General features: G+C 55.2%; 18 protein-coding genes and 1 pseudogene. 13 read left to right on the top strand and 6 right to left on the bottom strand.

What is annotated here, in order from left to right:
• Positions 1–185: 185 nt before the first annotated feature.
• The 4 genes from dnaK (at position 186) to nhaR (ending at position 5626) form a co-directional block, all read left to right on the top strand.
• Entirely contained in the window at positions 186–2102 is a 1917-nt protein-coding gene (gene dnaK, locus JY391_RS18265; RefSeq protein ID WP_042290234.1) for a molecular chaperone DnaK, read from the top strand.
• A gap of 85 nt (positions 2103–2187) precedes the next feature.
• On the top strand, positions 2188–3321 hold the full coding sequence (gene dnaJ, locus JY391_RS18260; protein ID WP_211934785.1) for a molecular chaperone DnaJ: 1134 nt from the start codon (positions 2188–2190) through the stop codon (positions 3319–3321).
• A 174-nt stretch (positions 3322–3495) separates the two neighbouring features.
• On the top strand, positions 3496–4662 hold the full coding sequence (gene nhaA / locus JY391_RS18255) for a Na+/H+ antiporter NhaA (protein ID WP_211934784.1): 1167 nt from the start codon (positions 3496–3498) through the stop codon (positions 4660–4662).
• A 64-nt stretch (positions 4663–4726) separates the two neighbouring features.
• Complete coding sequence (gene nhaR / locus JY391_RS18250) at positions 4727–5626, top strand: transcriptional activator NhaR (RefSeq protein WP_042290226.1); 900 nt, start codon at positions 4727–4729, stop codon at positions 5624–5626.
• Positions 5627–5740: 114 nt separating this feature from the next.
• Here the strand turns inward: nhaR and rpsT are convergent, their stop codons facing one another.
• Positions 5741–6004 (bottom strand): 30S ribosomal protein S20, encoded by a 264-nt coding sequence (rpsT, locus tag JY391_RS18245; protein WP_002887965.1) that lies wholly within the window; start codon positions 6002–6004, stop codon positions 5741–5743.
• A 108-nt stretch (positions 6005–6112) separates the two neighbouring features.
• On the opposite strand from rpsT, the pseudogene JY391_RS23830 reads away from it, so the two are divergent.
• The 8 genes and pseudogenes from JY391_RS23830 to JY391_RS18210 form a co-directional block, all read left to right on the top strand.
• Positions 6113–6325, top strand: a pseudogene (locus JY391_RS23830) (DUF2575 domain-containing protein); the annotation flags it as partial.
• Positions 6326–6332: 7 nt separating this feature from the next.
• Positions 6333–7268 (top strand): bifunctional riboflavin kinase/FAD synthetase, encoded by a 936-nt coding sequence (gene ribF, locus JY391_RS18240; RefSeq protein ID WP_042290220.1) that lies wholly within the window; start codon positions 6333–6335, stop codon positions 7266–7268.
• Positions 7269–7302: 34 nt separating this feature from the next.
• The gene (ileS, locus tag JY391_RS18235; RefSeq protein ID WP_042290217.1) at positions 7303–10119 is read left to right on the top strand and encodes an isoleucine--tRNA ligase; all 2817 of its coding nucleotides are present in this window, start codon (positions 7303–7305) and stop codon (positions 10117–10119) included.
• Positions 10119–10616 (top strand): signal peptidase II, encoded by a 498-nt coding sequence (gene lspA, locus JY391_RS18230; RefSeq protein ID WP_042290214.1) that lies wholly within the window; start codon positions 10119–10121, stop codon positions 10614–10616. The genes ileS and lspA overlap by 1 nt, the downstream gene beginning before the upstream one ends.
• Before the next feature lie 96 nt (positions 10617–10712).
• Positions 10713–11162, top strand: a complete 450-nt coding sequence (fkpB, locus tag JY391_RS18225) for an FKBP-type peptidyl-prolyl cis-trans isomerase (protein WP_042290212.1) — start codon at positions 10713–10715, stop codon at positions 11160–11162.
• 1 nt (position 11163) lies between these two features.
• Entirely contained in the window at positions 11164–12114 is a 951-nt protein-coding gene (gene ispH / locus JY391_RS18220; RefSeq protein ID WP_042290209.1) for a 4-hydroxy-3-methylbut-2-enyl diphosphate reductase, read from the top strand.
• 127 nt (positions 12115–12241) lie between these two features.
• Entirely contained in the window at positions 12242–12805 is a 564-nt protein-coding gene (locus tag JY391_RS18215; protein WP_042290206.1) for a glucose-6-phosphate isomerase family protein, read from the top strand.
• Complete coding sequence (locus JY391_RS18210) at positions 12798–13580, top strand: glucose-6-phosphate isomerase family protein (protein ID WP_042290204.1); 783 nt, start codon at positions 12798–12800, stop codon at positions 13578–13580. The genes JY391_RS18215 and JY391_RS18210 overlap by 8 nt, the downstream gene beginning before the upstream one ends.
• Positions 13581–13643: 63 nt before the next feature.
• On the opposite strand, the gene JY391_RS18205 is transcribed toward JY391_RS18210, so the two are convergent.
• The 5 genes from JY391_RS18205 to JY391_RS18185 are packed head-to-tail and all read right to left on the bottom strand — an operon-like array spanning position 13644 to position 17957.
• Positions 13644–14462 carry a PTS system mannose/fructose/sorbose family transporter subunit IID gene (locus JY391_RS18205; protein ID WP_211934783.1) on the bottom strand — a complete coding sequence of 273 codons (819 nt, stop codon included), beginning with the start codon at positions 14460–14462 and terminating at the stop codon, positions 13644–13646.
• Complete coding sequence (locus JY391_RS18200; protein ID WP_042290199.1) at positions 14462–15262, bottom strand: PTS mannose/fructose/sorbose/N-acetylgalactosamine transporter subunit IIC; 801 nt, start codon at positions 15260–15262, stop codon at positions 14462–14464. Before JY391_RS18200 ends, JY391_RS18205 begins: the two co-directional genes overlap by 1 nt.
• 10 nt (positions 15263–15272) lie before the next feature.
• Positions 15273–15767, bottom strand: coding sequence for a PTS sugar transporter subunit IIB (locus tag JY391_RS18195; RefSeq protein WP_042290197.1), 495 nt, complete (start codon positions 15765–15767; stop codon positions 15273–15275).
• 11 nt (positions 15768–15778) lie between these two features.
• Positions 15779–16207, bottom strand: coding sequence for a PTS sugar transporter subunit IIA (locus JY391_RS18190; RefSeq protein ID WP_199956946.1), 429 nt, complete (start codon positions 16205–16207; stop codon positions 15779–15781).
• Between the two features lie 4 nt (positions 16208–16211).
• Positions 16212–17957: a class I mannose-6-phosphate isomerase gene (locus JY391_RS18185; protein WP_211934782.1), complete on the bottom strand. Its 1746-nt coding sequence runs from the start codon at positions 17955–17957 to the stop codon at positions 16212–16214.
• Between the two features lie 187 nt (positions 17958–18144).
• On the opposite strand from JY391_RS18185, the gene JY391_RS18180 reads away from it, so the two are divergent.
• Positions 18145–19152: a LacI family DNA-binding transcriptional regulator gene (locus tag JY391_RS18180; RefSeq protein ID WP_042290191.1), complete on the top strand. Its 1008-nt coding sequence runs from the start codon at positions 18145–18147 to the stop codon at positions 19150–19152.
• The last annotated feature ends 30 nt before the right edge of the window (positions 19153–19182 follow it).

The following is a 19182-nucleotide window of genomic DNA, read 5'->3' as shown; positions in this document are numbered from 1 at the left end:
TTCTCATCAAAAGCAAAAATTTTTTTCATTCCCCCCTTGATGAAGTGGGTTACGACCCCACTTAGTAGTCAACCGCAATGGCGAGTCTGAAAAAAAACGATTCAGGGGTAGTTGAAACCGCACGTTTCGCCCTTATTACAGACTCACAACCACATGTTGACCGAATTTTTAGTGGAGACGTTTAGATGGGTAAAATTATTGGTATCGACCTGGGTACTACCAACTCTTGTGTAGCGATTATGGACGGCACTCAGGCACGCGTGCTGGAGAATGCTGAGGGCGATCGCACCACGCCTTCTATCATTGCATATACCCAGGATGGTGAAACTCTGGTTGGTCAGCCGGCTAAACGTCAGGCAGTGACAAACCCGCAAAACACCCTGTTTGCGATCAAACGCCTGATTGGCCGCCGCTTCCAGGACGAAGAAGTCCAGCGCGATGTTTCTATCATGCCGTACAAAATCATCGGCGCCGATAACGGCGACGCATGGCTTGATGTGAAAGGCCAGAAAATGGCGCCGCCGCAGATCTCTGCCGAAGTGCTGAAAAAAATGAAGAAAACGGCGGAAGATTACCTGGGTGAGCCGGTAACGGAAGCGGTTATTACCGTACCTGCATACTTTAACGATGCTCAGCGTCAGGCAACCAAAGATGCTGGCCGTATCGCAGGTCTGGAAGTCAAACGTATCATCAACGAACCGACCGCAGCGGCACTGGCTTACGGTCTGGATAAAGAAGTTGGCAACCGTACTATCGCGGTCTACGACCTCGGTGGCGGTACCTTCGATATCTCTATTATCGAAATCGACGAAGTTGACGGCGAAAAAACCTTTGAAGTTCTGGCAACCAACGGTGATACCCACTTGGGTGGTGAAGACTTCGACAGCCGTATGATCAACTATCTGGTTGAAGAATTTAAGAAAGATCAGGGCATTGACCTGCGTAATGACCCGCTGGCCATGCAGCGCCTGAAAGAAGCGGCGGAAAAAGCGAAAATCGAACTTTCTTCCGCACAGCAGACCGATGTGAACCTGCCGTATATCACCGCAGATGCCACCGGTCCGAAACACATGAACATCAAAGTGACGCGCGCGAAACTGGAAAGCCTGGTCGAAGATCTGGTGAACCGTTCTATCGAGCCGCTGAAAGTTGCACTGCAGGACGCTGGCCTGTCCGTATCTGATATCAACGACGTTATTCTCGTTGGTGGTCAGACCCGTATGCCAATGGTGCAGAAGAAAGTGGCTGAGTTCTTTGGTAAAGAACCGCGTAAAGACGTTAACCCGGACGAAGCCGTGGCTATCGGTGCTGCCGTTCAGGGCGGTGTATTGACCGGGGATGTGAAAGACGTTCTGTTGCTCGACGTTACCCCGCTGTCGCTGGGTATCGAAACGATGGGCGGCGTCATGACTGCGCTGATCAGCAAAAACACCACCATCCCGACCAAGCACAGCCAGGTGTTCTCTACTGCAGAAGACAACCAGTCTGCGGTAACCATCCATGTGCTGCAGGGTGAGCGTAAACGCGCGTCTGATAACAAATCTCTGGGTCAGTTCAACCTGGATGGCATCAACCCAGCGCCGCGCGGCATGCCGCAGATCGAAGTCACCTTCGATATCGATGCTGACGGTATCCTGCACGTTTCCGCGAAAGACAAAAACAGCGGTAAAGAGCAGAAGATCACCATCAAGGCATCTTCTGGCCTGAACGAGGAAGAGATTCAGAAAATGGTTCGCGAAGCAGAAGCGAACGCAGAATCTGACCGTAAGTTCGAAGAGCTGGTTCAGACCCGCAACCAGGGCGACCATCTGCTGCACAGCACGCGTAAGCAGGTAGAAGAAGCAGGCGATCAGCTGCCGGCTGACGATAAGACGGCCATTGAGTCTGCGCTGAGCGGCCTGGAAACGGCGCTGAAAGGTGAAGACAAAGCGGCTATCGAAGCGAAGATGCAGGAACTGGCGCAGGTTTCCCAGAAACTGATGGAGATCGCCCAGCAGCAGCACGCACAGCAGCAGGCAGGCTCCGCTGACGCTTCCGCAAACAATGCGAAAGATGACGATGTTGTCGACGCTGAGTTTGAAGAAGTGAAAGACAAAAAATAATCGCCCTTTGAACGGGTAATTACTGGCACGGGCGAAGAGGTTTCCTCTCCGCCCGTGCACGCATGTTAAGGGCAGATAAAAAGAGATGGCTAAGCAAGACTATTACGAGATTTTGGGCGTTTCCAAATCTGCGGAAGAGCGTGAAATCAAAAAGGCCTACAAGCGCCTGGCCATGAAATATCACCCGGACCGTAACCAGGGTGATAAAGAGGCCGAAGCCAAGTTCAAAGAGATCAAAGAAGCCTACGAAGTGCTGACCGATGCGCAAAAACGCGCCGCTTACGATCAGTACGGGCATGCTGCGTTTGAGCAGGGTGGAATGGGCGGTGGCGGCGGCTTTGGCGGCGGCGCTGACTTCAGCGATATTTTTGGTGACGTTTTTGGCGATATCTTCGGCGGTGGCCGGGGCCGTCAACGTGCCGCGCGTGGGGCCGATTTACGTTACAACATGGATCTCACCCTCGAAGAAGCCGTACGTGGCGTGACCAAAGAGATCCGTATTCCGACGCTGGAAGAGTGTGATGTTTGCCACGGTAGCGGGGCAAAAGCGGGCACTCAGCCGCAGACATGTCCAACCTGTCACGGCTCCGGCCAGGTGCAGATGCGTCAGGGCTTTTTTGCCGTTCAGCAAACCTGTCCGCACTGTCAGGGACGGGGTACGTTGATCAAAGACCCGTGCAACAAATGTCACGGTCATGGTCGCGTTGAGAAAAGCAAAACGCTGTCGGTTAAAATCCCGGCAGGTGTGGATACCGGCGATCGCATTCGTCTTTCCGGCGAGGGCGAAGCAGGGGAGCACGGCGCTCCGGCAGGCGATCTGTATGTTCAGGTCCAGGTGAAACAGCACCCGATCTTCGAACGTGAAGGGAATAACCTGTACTGTGAAGTACCGATCAACTTTGCAATGGCGGCGCTCGGCGGCGAGATTGAAGTTCCGACGCTTGACGGACGTGTGAAGCTGAAAATCCCTGGCGAAACGCAGACCGGCAAACTGTTCCGTATGCGCGGAAAAGGCGTGAAGTCCGTTCGCGGCGGCGCGCAGGGCGATCTGTTATGTCGCGTGGTGGTGGAAACGCCGGTAGGCCTGAACGACAAGCAAAAGCAACTGCTGAAAGATCTGCAGGAAAGCTTTGGCGGACCGACAGGGGAAAATAACAGCCCACGTTCCAAGAGTTTCTTCGACGGCGTGAAAAAGTTCTTCGACGATCTGACACGCTAAGACACATCGGTTATTTCGCTTAACAAGCCTGAGATTGAGAGATCTCGGGCTTTTTTATTTTGGTCTATACTCGTAAAAACCGATTCATTCATCATAAATAATCTAATTTTAACGATGATTCATGCGGAGTAAGATGGTCATTACGAAGTATTCACCTGAAAGCGAGAATAAAAAGTGAAACATCTGCATCGATTCTTTAGCAGCGACTCCTCCGGAGGCATCATACTGATCATCGCCGCTGCGCTGGCCATGATAATGGCGAATAGCGGCGCCACCAGTGGGTGGTACCACGCTTTTCTTGACACTCCTGTACAACTGCGCGTTGGCGCGCTTGAAATCAACAAAAACATGTTGTTATGGATTAACGATGCCCTGATGGCGGTGTTTTTTCTGTTGATTGGTCTGGAGGTCAAGCGGGAACTGATGCAAGGCTCCCTTGCCAGCTTGCGTCAGGCGGCGTTTCCCGTTATTGCCGCTATTGGCGGGATGATTGTTCCGGCTGTGCTCTATCTGGCGTTTAACTATGCCGACCCGGTAACGCGTGAGGGGTGGGCGATCCCGGCGGCGACGGATATTGCTTTTGCGCTGGGCGTACTGGCGTTACTGGGCAGCCGTGTACCGCTGGCGTTGAAAATTTTCCTCATGGCGCTGGCGATTATTGATGACCTGGGCGCGATTGTGATTATCGCGCTGTTCTATACCAGCGATCTGTCGATGGTATCTCTGGGCGTGGCGGCATGCGCCATTGCGGTACTGGCGCTGCTGAATCTGTGTGGGGTAAGACGAACGGGGGTTTATATTCTGGTGGGCGTCGTGCTCTGGACAGCGGTGCTCAAGTCTGGCGTACACGCAACGTTAGCGGGGGTGATTGTCGGGTTCTTTATTCCACTCAAGGAGAAACACGGGCGTTCTCCGGCGAAGCGTCTGGAGCATGTTTTGCACCCGTGGGTGGCATACATGATCCTGCCGCTGTTTGCTTTCGCCAACGCGGGGGTTTCCCTGCAGGGCGTGACGATCGATGGGCTCACCTCCATCCTGCCGTTGGGCATTATTGCCGGCCTGCTGATAGGTAAACCGCTGGGCATTAGTCTGTTCTGCTGGCTGGCGCTGCGTCTGAAAATGGCGCAATTACCGCAGGGTACGACCTTCCCGCAGATCATGGCGGTCGGCATTCTGTGCGGCATTGGCTTTACTATGTCGATCTTTATCGCCAGCCTGGCGTTTGGCAGCGTTGATCCGGAACTGATTAACTGGGCGAAGCTGGGGATCCTGATTGGTTCGCTGCTGTCGGCAGTAATTGGCTATAGCTGGCTACGCGCGCGTTTAAGCGCGGCGGTCTGAGCGTAAGCATTCGCAGGGGAGCGCAGTCAGCTCCCCTTTTTGTGACATTTTTCAGGGAGAGAGTATGTCCCATATCAATTACAACCATCTCTATTATTTCTGGCACGTTTATAAAGAGGGATCCGTGGTTGGCGCGGCGGAAGCGCTGTATCTGACGCCGCAAACCATTACCGGACAGATCAAAGCGCTCGAGGAGCGTTTGCAGGGCAAATTGTTCAAGCGTAAAGGGCGCGGCCTTGAACCCAGCGAGCTTGGCGAACTGGTATTTCGCTATGCCGATAAAATGTTCACGCTCAGCCAGGAGATGCTGGATATCGTTAACTACCGCAAAGAGTCGAACCTGCTGTTTGATGTGGGCGTTGCGGATGCGCTGTCAAAACGTCTGGTCAGCAGCGTACTGGACGCGGCGGTGGTGGAAGATGAACAAATTCATCTGCGCTGCTTTGAGTCCACTCATGAAATGCTGCTGGAACAATTAAGCCAGCATAAGCTGGACATGATCATTTCCGACTGCCCGATCGATTCGACACAGCAGGAGGGGCTGTTTTCGGTAAAAATTGGCGAATGCAGCGTCAGCTTCTGGTGCACGAATCCGCTGCCGGAAAAGCCATTTCCGGCCTGCCTGGAGGAGCGCCGCCTGTTAGTGCCTGGTCGGCGTTCTATGCTGGGACGCAAATTGCTGAACTGGTTTAACTCTCAGGGGCTCAACGTCGAGATTTTAGGTGAGTTCGACGACGCGGCGTTAATGAAAGCCTTTGGTGCCACGCACAACGCGATTTTCGTCGCGCCTACGCTCTATGCAAATGATTTTTATGCAGATGATTCAATCGTTGAGATAGGACGCGTGGAGAACGTGATGGAGGAGTATCACGCGATATTTGCCGAGCGCATGATTCAACACCCGGCAGTGCAGCGCATCTGTAACAGCAACTATTCGGCGTTGTTTATGCCTGTGGCAAAATAAACCTCGTTGGCCGGATAACGCGCCGCCGCCATCCGGCACAGTCAAACGCCCGATCGCAGACATAAAAAAACCCGCGTTAGCGGGTTTTTTCACAAAGCGACAACGAACGGACGATTAAGCCAGTTTGTTGATCTGTGCAGTCAGGTTAGCTTTATGACGTGCAGCTTTGTTTTTGTGGATCAGACCTTTAGCAGCCTGACGGTCCACGATTGGTTGCATTTCGTTAAATGCTTTCTGTGCAGCAGCTTTGTCGCCAGCTTCGATAGCTGCGTATACTTTCTTGATGAAAGTACGCATCATAGAGCGACGGCTTGCGTTGTGCTTACGAGCCTTTTCAGACTGAACGGCGCGCTTCTTAGCTGATTTGATATTAGCCAAGGTCCAACTCCCAAATGTGTTCTATATGGACAATTCAAAGGCCGAGGAATATGCCCTTTTAGCCTTCTTTTGTCAATGGATTTGTGCAAATAAGCGCCGTTAATCTAGCGGCACTCGTTACGTAGTGATGGCGCAGGATTCTACCAGCTTGCGGGGCGTGAATACAGCTTTTCGACGATAAAAATTGAATTGCTTTGTCAGTTTAGGCGCTGAGTTTGCCTCATAGTGATGAAATCCATCTGCTTTTCGTTTTGGCGCATCAATCGCCGGTTAACCTTGACCGCGGTACAAGGTATACTTTGGCGATTTTCACTGTTTTGAGCCAGACATGAAGCTGATACGCGGCATACATAATCTTAGTCAGGCCCCGCACGGGTGTGTGTTGACTATTGGTAATTTCGACGGCGTGCACCGTGGTCACCGCGCGCTGCTGCAAGGTTTGCAGGAAGAAGGGCGCAAACGTGGCTTACCGGTGATGGTGATGATCTTTGAGCCGCAGCCGCTTGAGCTATTCGCGACGGATAAAGCGCCCGCACGGCTGACTCGCCTGCGGGAGAAACTGCGTTACCTGGCGGAATGTGGCGTCGATTACGTGCTGTGCGTGCGTTTTGACCGACGTTTCGCCGCGCTTACCGCGCAGACGTTTATCAGCGATCTGCTGGTCAAACGCCTCGGGGTGCAATTTCTGGCTGTGGGTGATGATTTCCGCTTTGGCGCTGGCCGGGCGGGCGATTTCTTGTTATTACAGAAGGCTGGCCTGGAGTATGGCTTTGATGTCACCAGCACCCAAACCTTCTGTGAAGGCGGCGTGCGTATCAGCAGCACCGCCGTGCGTCAGGCGCTGGCGGAAGACAATCTGGCGCTGGCGGAAAGTTTACTGGGGCACCCGTTTACTCTCTCCGGACGCGTTGTCCACGGTGATGAACTGGGACGCACCATTGGTTTTCCGACGGCGAATATCCCGCTGCGCCGTCAGGTCTCCCCGGTGAAAGGGGTGTATGCGGTAGAAGTGAGGGGGCTTGGCGAAAAGCCATTGCCCGGCGTGGCGAATATCGGAACCCGGCCAACGGTGTCGGGCGTGCGCCAACAGTTAGAAGTGCATTTGCTGGATATTGCAATGGACCTCTACGGTCGCCATATAGATGTAGTGCTGCGTAAAAAAATACGCAACGAGCAGCGGTTTGCTTCGCTGGATGAACTGAAAGCGCAGATTGCGCGAGATGAATTAACGGCCCGCGAGTTTTTTGGGCGATACCCGGCTTAAATGCCTATGTATTAAATACGGAACCGAGAATCTGATGAGTGACTATAAATCAACCCTGAATTTGCCGGAAACAGGGTTCCCGATGCGCGGCGATCTCGCCAAGCGCGAACCGGGAATGCTGGCGCGTTGGACTGATGATGATCTGTACGGCATCATTCGTGCGGCCAAAAAAGGCAAAAAAACCTTCATTCTGCATGATGGCCCTCCCTATGCGAATGGCAGCATTCATATTGGTCACTCGGTTAACAAGATTCTGAAAGACATTATCGTGAAGTCCAAAGGACTCGCGGGATTCGACTCGCCTTATGTTCCGGGCTGGGACTGCCACGGTCTGCCGATCGAACTGAAAGTGGAGCAAGAATACGGTAAGCCGGGTGAGAAATTCACCGCCGCCGAATTCCGCGCCAAATGCCGTGAATATGCCGCTACGCAGGTTGACGGTCAGCGAAAAGACTTCATTCGCCTGGGCGTGCTGGGTGACTGGTCGCATCCGTATCTGACGATGGACTTCAAAACCGAAGCCAACATCATTCGCGCGCTGGGTAAAATCATCGGCAACGGCCACCTGCATAAAGGCGCCAAGCCGGTGCACTGGTGCGTAGATTGCCGTTCCGCGCTGGCGGAAGCGGAAGTCGAGTATTACGACAAAACGTCCCCTTCGATCGATGTGGCGTTTCGTGCGGTTGATCAGGATGCAGTGCAGGCGAAGTTTGGCCTGCCGGGCGTCAGCGGGCCGATCTCGTTGGTTATCTGGACCACGACGCCGTGGACGCTGCCAGCCAACCGCGCGATCTCTCTGGCGCCGGATTTCGACTATGCGTTGGTGCAGATCGACGGTCAGGCGCTGATCCTGGCGAAAGATCTGGTGGAAAGCGTAATGCAGCGCATTGGCGTGGCGGACTACCGCATCCTCGGCACGGTAAAAGGCGCGGAGCTGGAACTGCTGCGTTTCACTCACCCGTTTATGGGATTTGACGTCCCGGCTATCCTCGGCGATCACGTAACGCTGGATGCAGGTACCGGCGCCGTACATACCGCTGGTGGTCACGGTCCTGACGACTATACCATCAGCCTGAAATACGGTCTGGAAATCGCCAACCCGGTAGGGCCGGACGGCGCGTATCTGGCTGGGACTTATCCTGGGCTGGATGGCGTTAACGTTTTCAAAGCTAACGACACGATCGTTGAGCTACTGCGTGAGAAAGGCGCGCTGCTGCACGTGGCGAAAATGCAGCACAGCTATCCGTGCTGCTGGCGTCATAAATCGCCGATCATCTTCCGCGCCACTCCGCAGTGGTTCGTCAGCATGGATCAGAAAGGTCTGCGCGCCCAGTCGCTGAAAGAGATCAAAGGCGTGCAGTGGATCCCGGACTGGGGCCAGGCGCGTATCGAATCCATGGTGGCTAACCGTCCAGACTGGTGTATCTCACGTCAGCGTACCTGGGGCGTACCCATGTCGCTGTTCGTTCACAAAGATACCGAAGAGCTGCATCCTCGCGCCGTTGAACTGATGGAAGAGGTGGCCAAACGCGTTGAAGTTGACGGCATCCAGGCGTGGTGGGATCTCGACCCGAAAGAGATCCTGGGCGACGAAGCCGACCAGTACGTGAAGGTCCCGGATACCCTGGACGTGTGGTTTGACTCCGGGTCTACTCACGCCTCTGTGGTTGACGTGCGCCCTGAGTTTGCCGGTCACGCTGCCGACATGTATCTGGAAGGGTCTGACCAACACCGCGGCTGGTTTATGTCATCCCTGATGATCTCCACCGCCATGAAGGGCAAAGCGCCTTACCGCCAGGTTCTGACCCACGGCTTCACCGTTGACGGTCAGGGACGCAAGATGTCCAAGTCCATCGGCAACACCGTGTCGCCGCAGGACGTGATGAACAAACTGGGCGCAGACATTCTGCGTCTGTGGGTGGCATCTACCGACTACACCGGCGAAATGGCGGTGTCGGACGAGATCCTGAAACGTGCCGCCGACAGCTATCGTCGTATCCGTAATACCGCGCGCTTCCTGCTGGCGAACCTGAACGGGTTCGATCCGGTGAAAGACATGGTGAAACCGGAAGAGATGGTGGTGTTGGATCGCTGGGCGGTCGGCTGTGCGAAAACCGCGCAGGACGACATCCTGAAAGCCTACGAGGACTATGACTTCCATGAAGTGGTGCAGCGTCTGATGCGTTTCTGCTCCGTTGAAATGGGCTCGTTCTATCTCGACATCATCAAAGACCGCCAGTACACCGCGAAGGCAGACAGCGTCGCGCGTCGCAGCTGCCAGAGCGCGCTGTACCATATCGCAGAAGCGCTGGTGCGCTGGATGGCGCCGATCATGTCCTTCACCGCAGACGAAATCTGGGGCTACCTGCCGGGCGAGCGTGAGAAATACGTCTTTACCGGCGAGTGGTACGACGGTCTGTTTGGCTTAGGTGAAACCGAGCCAATGAACGATGCCTTCTGGGACGAACTGCTGAAAGTGCGTGGCGAAGTGAACAAGGTGATCGAGCAGGCGCGCGCGGACAAGAAAGTGGGCGGTTCTCTGGAAGCGGCAGTGACCCTGTACGCGGAACCGGAACTGGCTGCCATGCTGACCGCGCTGGGCGACGAATTACGATTTGTCCTGTTGACCTCGGGCGCGAAAGTCGCGGACTATGCGGAGGCTTCTGCCGACGCACAGCAGAGCGAATTGCTTAAAGGACTGAAAGTCGCGTTGAGTAAAGCCGAAGGTGATAAATGCCCGCGTTGCTGGCATTACACTACAGATGTCGGCAAGGTGGCGGAACATGCAGATATCTGCGGCCGCTGTGTCAGCAACGTCGCCGGTGATGGCGAAAAACGTAAGTTCGCCTGATGAGTAAACCGATCTTTTCAACAGGGCTACGCTGGCTGTGGCTGGTGGTGGTCGTGCTGATTATCGATCTGGGCAGCAAATACCTGATCCTCCAGAACTTTGCTCTGGGGGATACGGTGGCGCTGTTCCCGTCGCTTAATCTGCATTATGCGCGTAACTATGGCGCGGCGTTCAGTTTCCTCGCTGACAGCGGTGGCTGGCAGCGCTGGTTCTTTGCCGGTATTGCGATAGGTATCTGCCTTATTCTGACGGTGATGATGTACCGTTCAAAAGCGACGCAGAAACTAAATAACATAGCCTATGCGTTAATCATTGGCGGCGCGCTGGGTAATTTGTTTGATCGCCTGTGGCACGGCTTCGTCGTCGATATGATCGATTTCTACGTCGGGGACTGGCATTTCGCCACGTTTAACCTCGCCGACAGCGCGATTTGTATCGGTGCGGCGCTGATCGTGCTGGAAGGATTTATACCTTCCAGACAAAAAACGGCGGCATAAACGCCGTATCCGGCCTTTGGGTAGAGGCCTGTTTAAGCAGGCCCGGTGACGCTTCGCATACCGGGCCTGGCGAAAGACAATAAGTGAGCAACCTGCATGTCTAAATCAGTACAGAGTAACAGTGCGGTGCTGGTGCACTTCACTTTGAAGCTCGACGATGGCTCCACCGCTGAGTCAACCCGTAACAACGGAAAGCCAGCGCTTTTTCGCCTGGGTGACGGCTCTCTGTCTGAAGGACTGGAGCAGCATCTTCTTGGCCTGAAGGCGGGCGATAAAACCACCTTTTCTCTGGAGCCGGATGCCGCGTTTGGCGTACCGACCCCTGACCTGATCCAGTATTTCTCTCGTCGTGAATTTATGGACGCGGGCGAACCTGAGATTGGGGCCATCATGCTCTTTACCGCAATGGACGGCAGTGAAATGCCTGGCGTGATCCGCGAGATCAACGGCGACTCGATCACCGTGGATTTCAACCATCCGCTGGCCGGGCATACCGTTCATTTTGATATTGAAGTGCTGGAAGTCGAACCGGCACTGGAGGCGTAAAATGCAGATCCTGTTGGCCAACCCGCGCGGTTTTTGCGCAGGTGTAGACCGCGCTATCAGCATTGTTGAAAACGCGCTGGCAATCTACGGCGCGCCCATTTATGTTCGTCACGAAGTGGTGCATAACCGCTACGTGGTCGACAGCCTGCGTGAACGTGGGGCGATCTTTATTGAACAGATCAGCGAAGTGCCGGACGGCGCGATTCTGATTTTTTCTGCCCACGGGGTATCTCAGGCGGTACGCAACGAAGCCAAAAGCCGCGATCTGACCGTTTTTGACGCCACCTGTCCGCTGGTCACTAAGGTTCATATGGAAGTGGCGCGCGCCAGCCGCCGCGGTGAAGAGTCGATCCTGATTGGTCACGCGGGGCACCCGGAAGTAGAAGGGACGATGGGGCAGTACAGCAACCCGGAAGGGGGCATGTACCTGGTCGAGTCGCCGGATGATGTCTGGACGCTTGACGTTAAAAACGAAGGCAAACTCTCCTTCATGACCCAGACCACGCTGTCCGTCGACGATACCTCGGACGTGATAGACGCGCTGCGCCAGCGTTTCCCGAAAATCGTCGGTCCTCGCAAGGACGACATTTGTTACGCCACCACCAACCGTCAGGAAGCGGTGCGCGCCCTGGCGGAGCAGGCGGATGTGGTGCTGGTGGTCGGGTCGAAAAACTCCTCTAACTCCAACCGACTGGCTGAACTGGCGCAGCGGATGGGAAAAATGGCGTTTTTGATCGACGATGCCGCCGACATCCAGGAAGCCTGGGTGAAAGACGCGGAATGCGTGGGTGTCACTGCTGGCGCATCGGCGCCGGATATACTGGTGCAAAACGTCATCGCCCGCCTGCAGGAGCTTGGCGGCGGGGAGGCAGTCCCGCTTGAAGGCCGCGAAGAGAATATTGTCTTCGAGGTGCCGAAAGAGTTGCGCATCGACGCGCAGGAAATCAAATAACCTCTCTCGTGCTGACAGACGTGATAATGCCGGGTTTGTTACCCGGCATTTTTTCGCCGCATACTGGCAAGTTAATCGATTAATCTGCTACTCTGACGATGTTGTTCTCCTCGGGCCGGAGACACATATGAACCTTTCTTTTAGCCAGCCGCCGCGGCTGGAATGGACTACCGGCGATTTATCCGGTGGTCCGCTATTGCGTAAGTCAACGTGCATTCAGGATCTCACTGGGATATTCAGCGATGAGCGTGCCCGCCAGTCACTGGCCGGGGAACGCATTGTGTATGAGGTTGAGATGCTGAACACGTCTCCCGCCGACGGCGAGCTTTATACCGGGATAACCCACCTTTATCCCGGTCGTGTCGGTCACGAATATTTTATGACCCGCGGTCATTTTCATGCCCATCGCGAACAAGGTGAGGTCTATTTTGGGCTACGCGGCGTCGGGTTGTTGCTGCTGCAAAATGAACAGGGCGAAGTACGTCTGGAAAAGGTCTTTACCGGCTCGGTCCATATCATCGCAGGTTATACCGCTCACCGGTTGATCAACACCGGAGACGAGGTACTCTCAGCGCTGGCCGTATGGCCGACGCTGGCAGGGCATGATTATCAGGCGCTGGCAAAAGGCTTCAATGTCCGGGTGTTTGAAGAGAACCAGCAACCGCTGGCGAGGACGGTGCAGAATGGCTGAACCTTCATCACGTTTTGGGCTGGATATGGCGGTGCATCATCACCCGCTGGGGTTTAGCTATGGCGAGGAAGTAACCGGACCCATGCCGGAAATTCGTCGGCTCGAACATATTCGAGCCTCTCTGCGCGACCCGCACTGTTGCGGGCCGGAGGATGTTTACGCTATCGCAATGGATGTCGCGCGGATGCAGGATCGTGACGAGCTGAAAAAACGGATGCTGCTGTTTGGCGTGGTGACCTACGCGGCAGGACGATTGGGTGAGGAGCCGATTCGAAGTCAGGGGCATGTTCATCGGATCAGCCAGCACAGCGGCTGGTCGCCGCCGGAGCTCTATGAGATCTGGCAGGGAAAAGCGATCGTTTATATGCAAGAGTATGTCGATGACGATCCAGGCCGCTGCTTCGCGGTGATCGCCGGACCGGGCGAGAAAGTACTGGTGCCGCCAGGCTGGGGTCATGCCACGATCTCCGCCGATCCTGATACGCCACTCACTTTTGGCGCCTGGTGTGACCGTGAATATGGCTTTGAATATGAGGCAGTCAGGGCACATAAAGGGTTGGCATGGTACCCGCTGCTACAGGGAAAAAACGTCGTCTGGCAGCATAATCCGCGCTATATCGCTGGCCGGTTACAGGTCGTGACGCCCCGGCACTATACGGAGTTTGGGCTTAGCTCCGCGCCAATCTATCAGCAGTTTATTGACGAACCGGCGCGCTTCCAGTTTATTTCCCGTCCGGATAAAGTCGCCGAGCTTTGGACGCAGTTTCATCCATAAAAAACCGGGGCATCGCCCCGGCCATTCGTTTTGCGTTGACGCTCTTTATGCCATCACGCGGATTTAACCCGCAAACAGGCCTGTTGCGACTCCCAGCGCCGCCAGCACCAGAAGCAGTATCATCGCTTTTACCGGTGAGACGCCGCGCTTCGCCATCAAATACCAGGTGCCAAGCACCACGACCAGCGGCAGGAGCTGAGGGAAGATGCCATCCAGCATCTGTTGAACGTGAATATTTACGCCATCCTGCGTGATAAATTCCAGCCCGGTGCCTAACTTCACGTAGCTTGCCGCAACGCCGCCCATGACAAACACGCCCAGTAACGACAACGCTTCGCGCAGGCGGGTAGATTTACTGCTCACCAGCATCTCAACCGAACCAGAACCCATTTTGTAACCTTTCAAAAACAGGAACCAGGAGCCGGGAATGATGATCGCCAGCCAGGCGACGGTATAAAAAAGCGGCCCCAGTATATTTCCCCCTGCGGCGAGCGCCATGCCGATACTCAACAGAATGGGGATCAATATCCCTGGGATCATGGAATCGCCAATACCGGCAATTGGGCCCATCAGGCCGACTTTTAGGGTGTTAATGGTCTCGCCGTCAATGGGTTCGCCGTTAGCTTTTTTCTCTTCCAGCCCCAGCGCCATGCCGTTTACGATAGCGCCAATCTGCGGTTCGGTGTTGTAGAACGAGGCGTGGCGTCGCAGCATTTCGGTACGCTGCGCGGCATCCGGATAGAGCTTTTTCGCGACCGGCAGCATGCTCAGACAAAAGCCAAACGACTCCAGACGTTCAAAGCTCATTGAGGAGAGGTTGTGCATCATCCATGCTCGCCAGCAGCGCCGGAGATCTTTACGGGTCAGGGAACGTTCTTCCATCAGAATTCATCCTCATCATCTGTCGCGGCGGACGCCGCATTAGCCGCCTGCGGCGCTTCCGGCTTGTAGTTATAGTGAATCAACGCCAGCAGCGAACCGACGATCACCAGCGCGACCATGTTCAGTTTTAAGAAAACGATGCAGACAAAACCCACGAGGAAATAGATCAACATGGTGTAGTTTTTAATGATCTGCTTGAGGAGGATGGCGATCCCCACGGCGGGCAGAATGCCGCCCAGTACATTCATCGTTGACAGCACGACGCCAGGTAAGCTGTCCATAAAGCCGCTGATGTACTGTGCGCCGAAGTAAACGGCAATAAAGGTCGGAACGAAACGTAAAATAAAATTTGTCACCTGTGGCCAAATGGCGCTGTTCAGGTAGATGCCGCGCTCGTCGCCGCGCTCCAGCGCCACGTCGGCCCGATGGTTCCAGAAAGAGTTAAGCACCATCATCGCATTAAACAGGATGGTTCCGGCGATACCGATCGTTGCCGCCAGCGCGACCGCCACTTCAGGGCCTTTTCCGGACAGGATCCCAAGGGCAATCGCCGGGTAAGCCACAAAGTTAAGATCGGCGGGCATGGAGCCGCCGGGCGTCACCATGGCGATGTACACGGCCTGAACCGCAACGCCAATGATGATGCCGGTTTTCATATCGCCGAGGATGATCCCCACCAGCATACCGGAAATCAGCGGGCGGGTGATCAGATACCAGCCGCCCGTCAGCCCAAGAAGCCAGGGGCTACTGAGGGCGCCGAGATAGCACAGAATACCGATTAACGTCGCTTCGAAAATCATCGTCCCCTCCTTATTTCAGCTTCTGGCGTGCGTCCTGCCAGCTGTAGAAACCGGCATCCGGCACCAGGCGGAACTCCACCTGATGTCCGCGCTGCGTCAGCCAGTCAAACGCGGCGATTTCGTCTGGATTGACCGACTGGTTAGGGCCGATGGTGGTGGTGCCGGCGCGGGCGCTCATCGGGCCGACGTTGATTTTGCCATTGCTGTTCTGCAGGCTGATGCCTGCCTCTTCGAGGCGCTTTAACGTGACGGGCGATTTGCCAATCACGAAATAACGCTTCTCGCTGGCGATAACCTTTGGCAACTTCTCAATCGCGGTCGCCGTATCAAATAACCAGACTTTAGTGTCCTGAACCGCGCCTTTCATGACTGATGAGAGCAGAGGATCGGCCGCAACGGCGTCGTCGATCGCGACAATGCCGTCACAGGGCAGCTCTCTGGCCCAACGTGTCACGAGCTGCCCATGGATAACGCGGTCATCAATACGTACAAAAGAAATACTCATGGTGGTTTCCTTTAAAAATCATCTGACTGAACGGTTAAAACCGGGGCGGCTTTAATCAACGTCGGTACGGTTAACGCCAGCAGCTCGGCTGCGGCGGCATGCACGTCCGTTAAGTGGCAGATCTCTTCGCTTTGCAGCAGCATGGGAAAATTAACGCCTGCGACAACGGCGACAGGTGGTAAGGTCCGGGCAGAGAATGCATGCTGGCAGGCGACATTCCAGGGCGTGCCGCTTTGCATATCGCACAGTACCAGCACGCCATCCGCGTTTTGCCCGGCATCGGCCAGGGCTTTCGCAAAGCTCTCTTTAAATCCTTCAATCCCGGCCTGGTCGGTCAGCGTAACGGTGTGGACGTGCGGTAATTCGCCGTAAACCATACGGCCACTGGCGAGGAGCGCTTCTGCCAGCGGTCCGTGAGTGGCGACAAGAATGTTGATCATACGGTTATCCTCTTACCCAGGCTTTGATGGTGGCGAATGGCCGGTCGACACTGTTGCCAGACGGCGTAATCCGGTATTCGCCTACGGCCGCCGGAATGATAAATGTCTCAGCGTAGCGAACGGTAAATGGGGCGAACGCACCGCTGGGGCTGTCGACAATCGCCTCTGCCCCTTCCACCAGATTCAGAACGTTAACGCCACCCTGGGTGTGATGGATTACCGGCGCGGTAAACCAGTGGCGACGCGTTTCGATAAACTCTCGCTCATGCATGCCGGTGCGTTCTTCTCTCCAGCCTTCCCCTTGCGCAATGGGTTCAATGCGGTTAACCAGATTGTCGTAGACCCACTGCGTATCCCGCTGCCAGTCAATAACGCGCTCGCCGTGTTCAAGATGCACAGGCCGGGGCAAACCGTCTAAACCTAAGCGTCCCCAGTCCCACAGTTTGAAGGTGAAGATATACGGCGTCGCACTGATTTCCAGCACCATGGCGCCCGCGCCGGAACAGTGAACGGTGCCTGCCGGGATGAGAAAGTGATCGTGCTGGCGGGCTGGGATCTGATTTACGAAACGCGCATCGTCGAACGTTTTTTCTCCACGTTCCGCGGCGCGCAGGTCGTCCAGCATCGCCTGCGGCTCAATGCCCGTTTGGGTGCCCAGATACACCACCGCGCCGGGCTGTGCGGCGAGAATGTAATAACTTTCATCCTGGGTATAGTGCATCCCGAACTGCTGCTGGATATATTCCGTCAGCGGGTGAACCTGAAAGCTGAGATTCTGCCCGTCGATGGTGTCGAGAAAATCAAAACGAATCGGAAATTCCGCGCCGAAGCGGGCATGGACCTTCTCACCGAGAAGGGGACGCGGGTAAAGCAAAACTAAATCCTGAGAGGGGATCTCGATCCGTACGGCGCCAAAACGCAGTAACAGGCTGTTTTCCTCGGGCACGCAATCAAAACACCACGCGTAATTGGGTGCCGCAGGATCGAGATCAAACTGCTGCTTCATCCACTGACCGCCCCAGACGCCGGGGTCAAAGAAAGGAACAACGCGAAACGGCTGGGTGGTGGTCTGCTGCAGGCCAGCGCGTAGCGCATCGCCGCTGACCATGGCAGGCGCGTTTTCAACGGTGGAATCAAGCAAAAAGTCGGCGCGCTTGAGCAGTGGCGTTTTGTGTCTGTCAAAGACACGCCATTCAATGAAAAAAGCGCGTTTGTAGCGACGGAGAATATCTTCGTCCGGATTGTCCGCCCCCCAGTTGCTCAGCCCGTGATGGCGCATACGCTGCTGGATTTCCCAGCGAGGGAGATCGGCATAGACGAGGATATCGCCGGGATGCGCCAGCGCTGCGCCGGGACCATATACGACGACTAGGCCCTCTGCTACCGAGGCGATGCGCTGGCGAATCTGATTGAGTTTGTCAGGATCAAAAAACTCAACAAGTTGATGGCAGGAAAGAACGCCGAACACCCGGTCATCGGTCAGGTTGCGGGCCAGAAGATCGTGTAATGCCTCTTTTCCGAGGCGGGCAGATTCGATATTCACCACCAACGCGGCATTTAAGGTGGCCAGAAGCCGTTGTTCCAGCTCATCTGAGCGCACGCCCGGATAGCAATCCACGACCAGCACGCGTTTTGTCAAACCTGAAACCCTGGTGTTGAGCACAGAAGCAATAGAATCCCAGCCTTGCCAGGCCTGGGTGTCATAACCCTGAACGACAACCTCAGGGAATTTATTATAGGTAGTCTGCATGTTGAGTCTCCGTAATCGCTGGATTAAGATTAATCGATTAACCTTAAATTCAAAGCGTGGTTAACGCGATTAACCCGCCATAATCAGAAACAAACCGGGATCATGCGCCGTCCGTGTGATGAGTATCACAGGCCAGAGGCGCCAGATTGGGGTTATTCGATTAACTGGCGTTTCACAAGGAGAAATCATGACAACAGTCACGTTAGCGCAGGTCGCGAAGCGCGCAGGGGTGTCGACGGCGACCGTTTCGATGGTACTGCGCAACCGGGGGCGTATATCACAGGCCACGCGTGAGCGAGTGCTGAAAGCGCTGGACGAGTCTGGCTATGTTTACAATCAAACGGCCGCGAATCTACGCAACCGGAGTAGTAACCAGGTAGGGTTGTTGCTGCATGACATCACCAACCCGTTCTACGGCGAGATGACCGCCGGGCTGAGTCATGAGATGGAACGGCATGACTTGCTGCTGTTTCTGGCGAACAGTGAAGAATCCGGCGAGCGGCAGCAAAAATTTGTGGATTCCCTGATGCGAAACAACGCCTGCGGCATGGTGCTTTGCGCAGCGCGGGAAACGCCAGTCTCGTTTTTTGCCGCGCTGAAAAGACGCAATATCCCCGCCATAATGGTGGTCCGCCCGCTCAGCGATCCTGATTTTGACTTTGTGGGCACCGATAACTTCCTCGGTACTCAGATGGCGACGACGCATTTACTCAGGTTGGGGCATAAGAATATCGCTTTTATCGGCGGTAGCCCAAGCTCTGGCAGTCGGGCGCAGCGAATGGGGGGATTCACCAGTACGTTGATGGAGTGGGGGATCTCACCGAATCCAGACTGGATCGTCGCCGCCGAAGCCAGTCAGATCGACGGCGCCAGAGTGGCGGAATCATTACTTACCCGCTATCCGCAGATCACCGCCGCTGTCTGTTATCAGGATATCGTTGCGCTAGGGGTTATGCAGGCGCTGCGTAAAATGGGACGGGAACCGGGGAACGATTTTGCGCTGGTGGGATTTGACGATATCACCGAAGCGGCGCTGGTGCAGCCCGCGTTGACAACCGTTTCGGTTGCGGCAAAAGAGATTGGTCGCAAAGCGGGTGAGCTGTTGTACAGCCGCATCCAGGGGAACGATGAACCGCCGAAACGAATCATTCTGCCGCCCGCGCTGGTGATCAGAGAGTCATGCGGTTTTCGCTGAGTATCATGCCTTTTACTGATACTCCCTCCT

This window comes from Citrobacter sedlakii (assembly GCF_018128425.1).
Lineage (GTDB): Bacteria > Pseudomonadota > Gammaproteobacteria > Enterobacterales > Enterobacteriaceae > Citrobacter_A > Citrobacter_A sedlakii.
The sequence above is the reverse complement of the archived record's forward strand: the minus strand, read 5'-3'. Positions and strand labels throughout refer to the sequence as shown.

Bases quoted from the DNA above. Each gene is read 5' to 3' on its own strand.
- dnaK (WP_042290234.1), top strand. From the start codon at position 186: ATGGGTAAAATTATTGGTATCGACCTGGGTACTACCAACTCTTGTGTA.
- dnaJ (WP_211934785.1), top strand. From the start codon at position 2,188: ATGGCTAAGCAAGACTATTACGAGATTTTGGGCGTTTCCAAATCTGCG.
- nhaR (WP_042290226.1), top strand. From the start codon at position 4,727: ATGTCCCATATCAATTACAACCATCTCTATTATTTCTGGCACGTTTAT.
- ribF (WP_042290220.1), top strand. From the start codon at position 6,333: ATGAAGCTGATACGCGGCATACATAATCTTAGTCAGGCCCCGCACGGG.
- ileS (WP_042290217.1), top strand. From the start codon at position 7,303: ATGAGTGACTATAAATCAACCCTGAATTTGCCGGAAACAGGGTTCCCG.
- lspA (WP_042290214.1), top strand. From the start codon at position 10,119: ATGAGTAAACCGATCTTTTCAACAGGGCTACGCTGGCTGTGGCTGGTG.
- fkpB (WP_042290212.1), top strand. From the start codon at position 10,713: ATGTCTAAATCAGTACAGAGTAACAGTGCGGTGCTGGTGCACTTCACT.
- ispH (WP_042290209.1), top strand. From the start codon at position 11,164: ATGCAGATCCTGTTGGCCAACCCGCGCGGTTTTTGCGCAGGTGTAGAC.
- JY391_RS18215 (WP_042290206.1), top strand. From the start codon at position 12,242: ATGAACCTTTCTTTTAGCCAGCCGCCGCGGCTGGAATGGACTACCGGC.
- JY391_RS18210 (WP_042290204.1), top strand. From the start codon at position 12,798: ATGGCTGAACCTTCATCACGTTTTGGGCTGGATATGGCGGTGCATCAT.
- JY391_RS18205 (WP_211934783.1), bottom strand. From the start codon at position 14,462: ATGGAAGAACGTTCCCTGACCCGTAAAGATCTCCGGCGCTGCTGGCGA.
- JY391_RS18200 (WP_042290199.1), bottom strand. From the start codon at position 15,262: ATGATTTTCGAAGCGACGTTAATCGGTATTCTGTGCTATCTCGGCGCC.
- JY391_RS18195 (WP_042290197.1), bottom strand. From the start codon at position 15,767: ATGAGTATTTCTTTTGTACGTATTGATGACCGCGTTATCCATGGGCAG.
- JY391_RS18190 (WP_199956946.1), bottom strand. From the start codon at position 16,207: ATGATCAACATTCTTGTCGCCACTCACGGACCGCTGGCAGAAGCGCTC.
- JY391_RS18185 (WP_211934782.1), bottom strand. From the start codon at position 17,957: ATGCAGACTACCTATAATAAATTCCCTGAGGTTGTCGTTCAGGGTTAT.
- JY391_RS18180 (WP_042290191.1), top strand. From the start codon at position 18,145: ATGACAACAGTCACGTTAGCGCAGGTCGCGAAGCGCGCAGGGGTGTCG.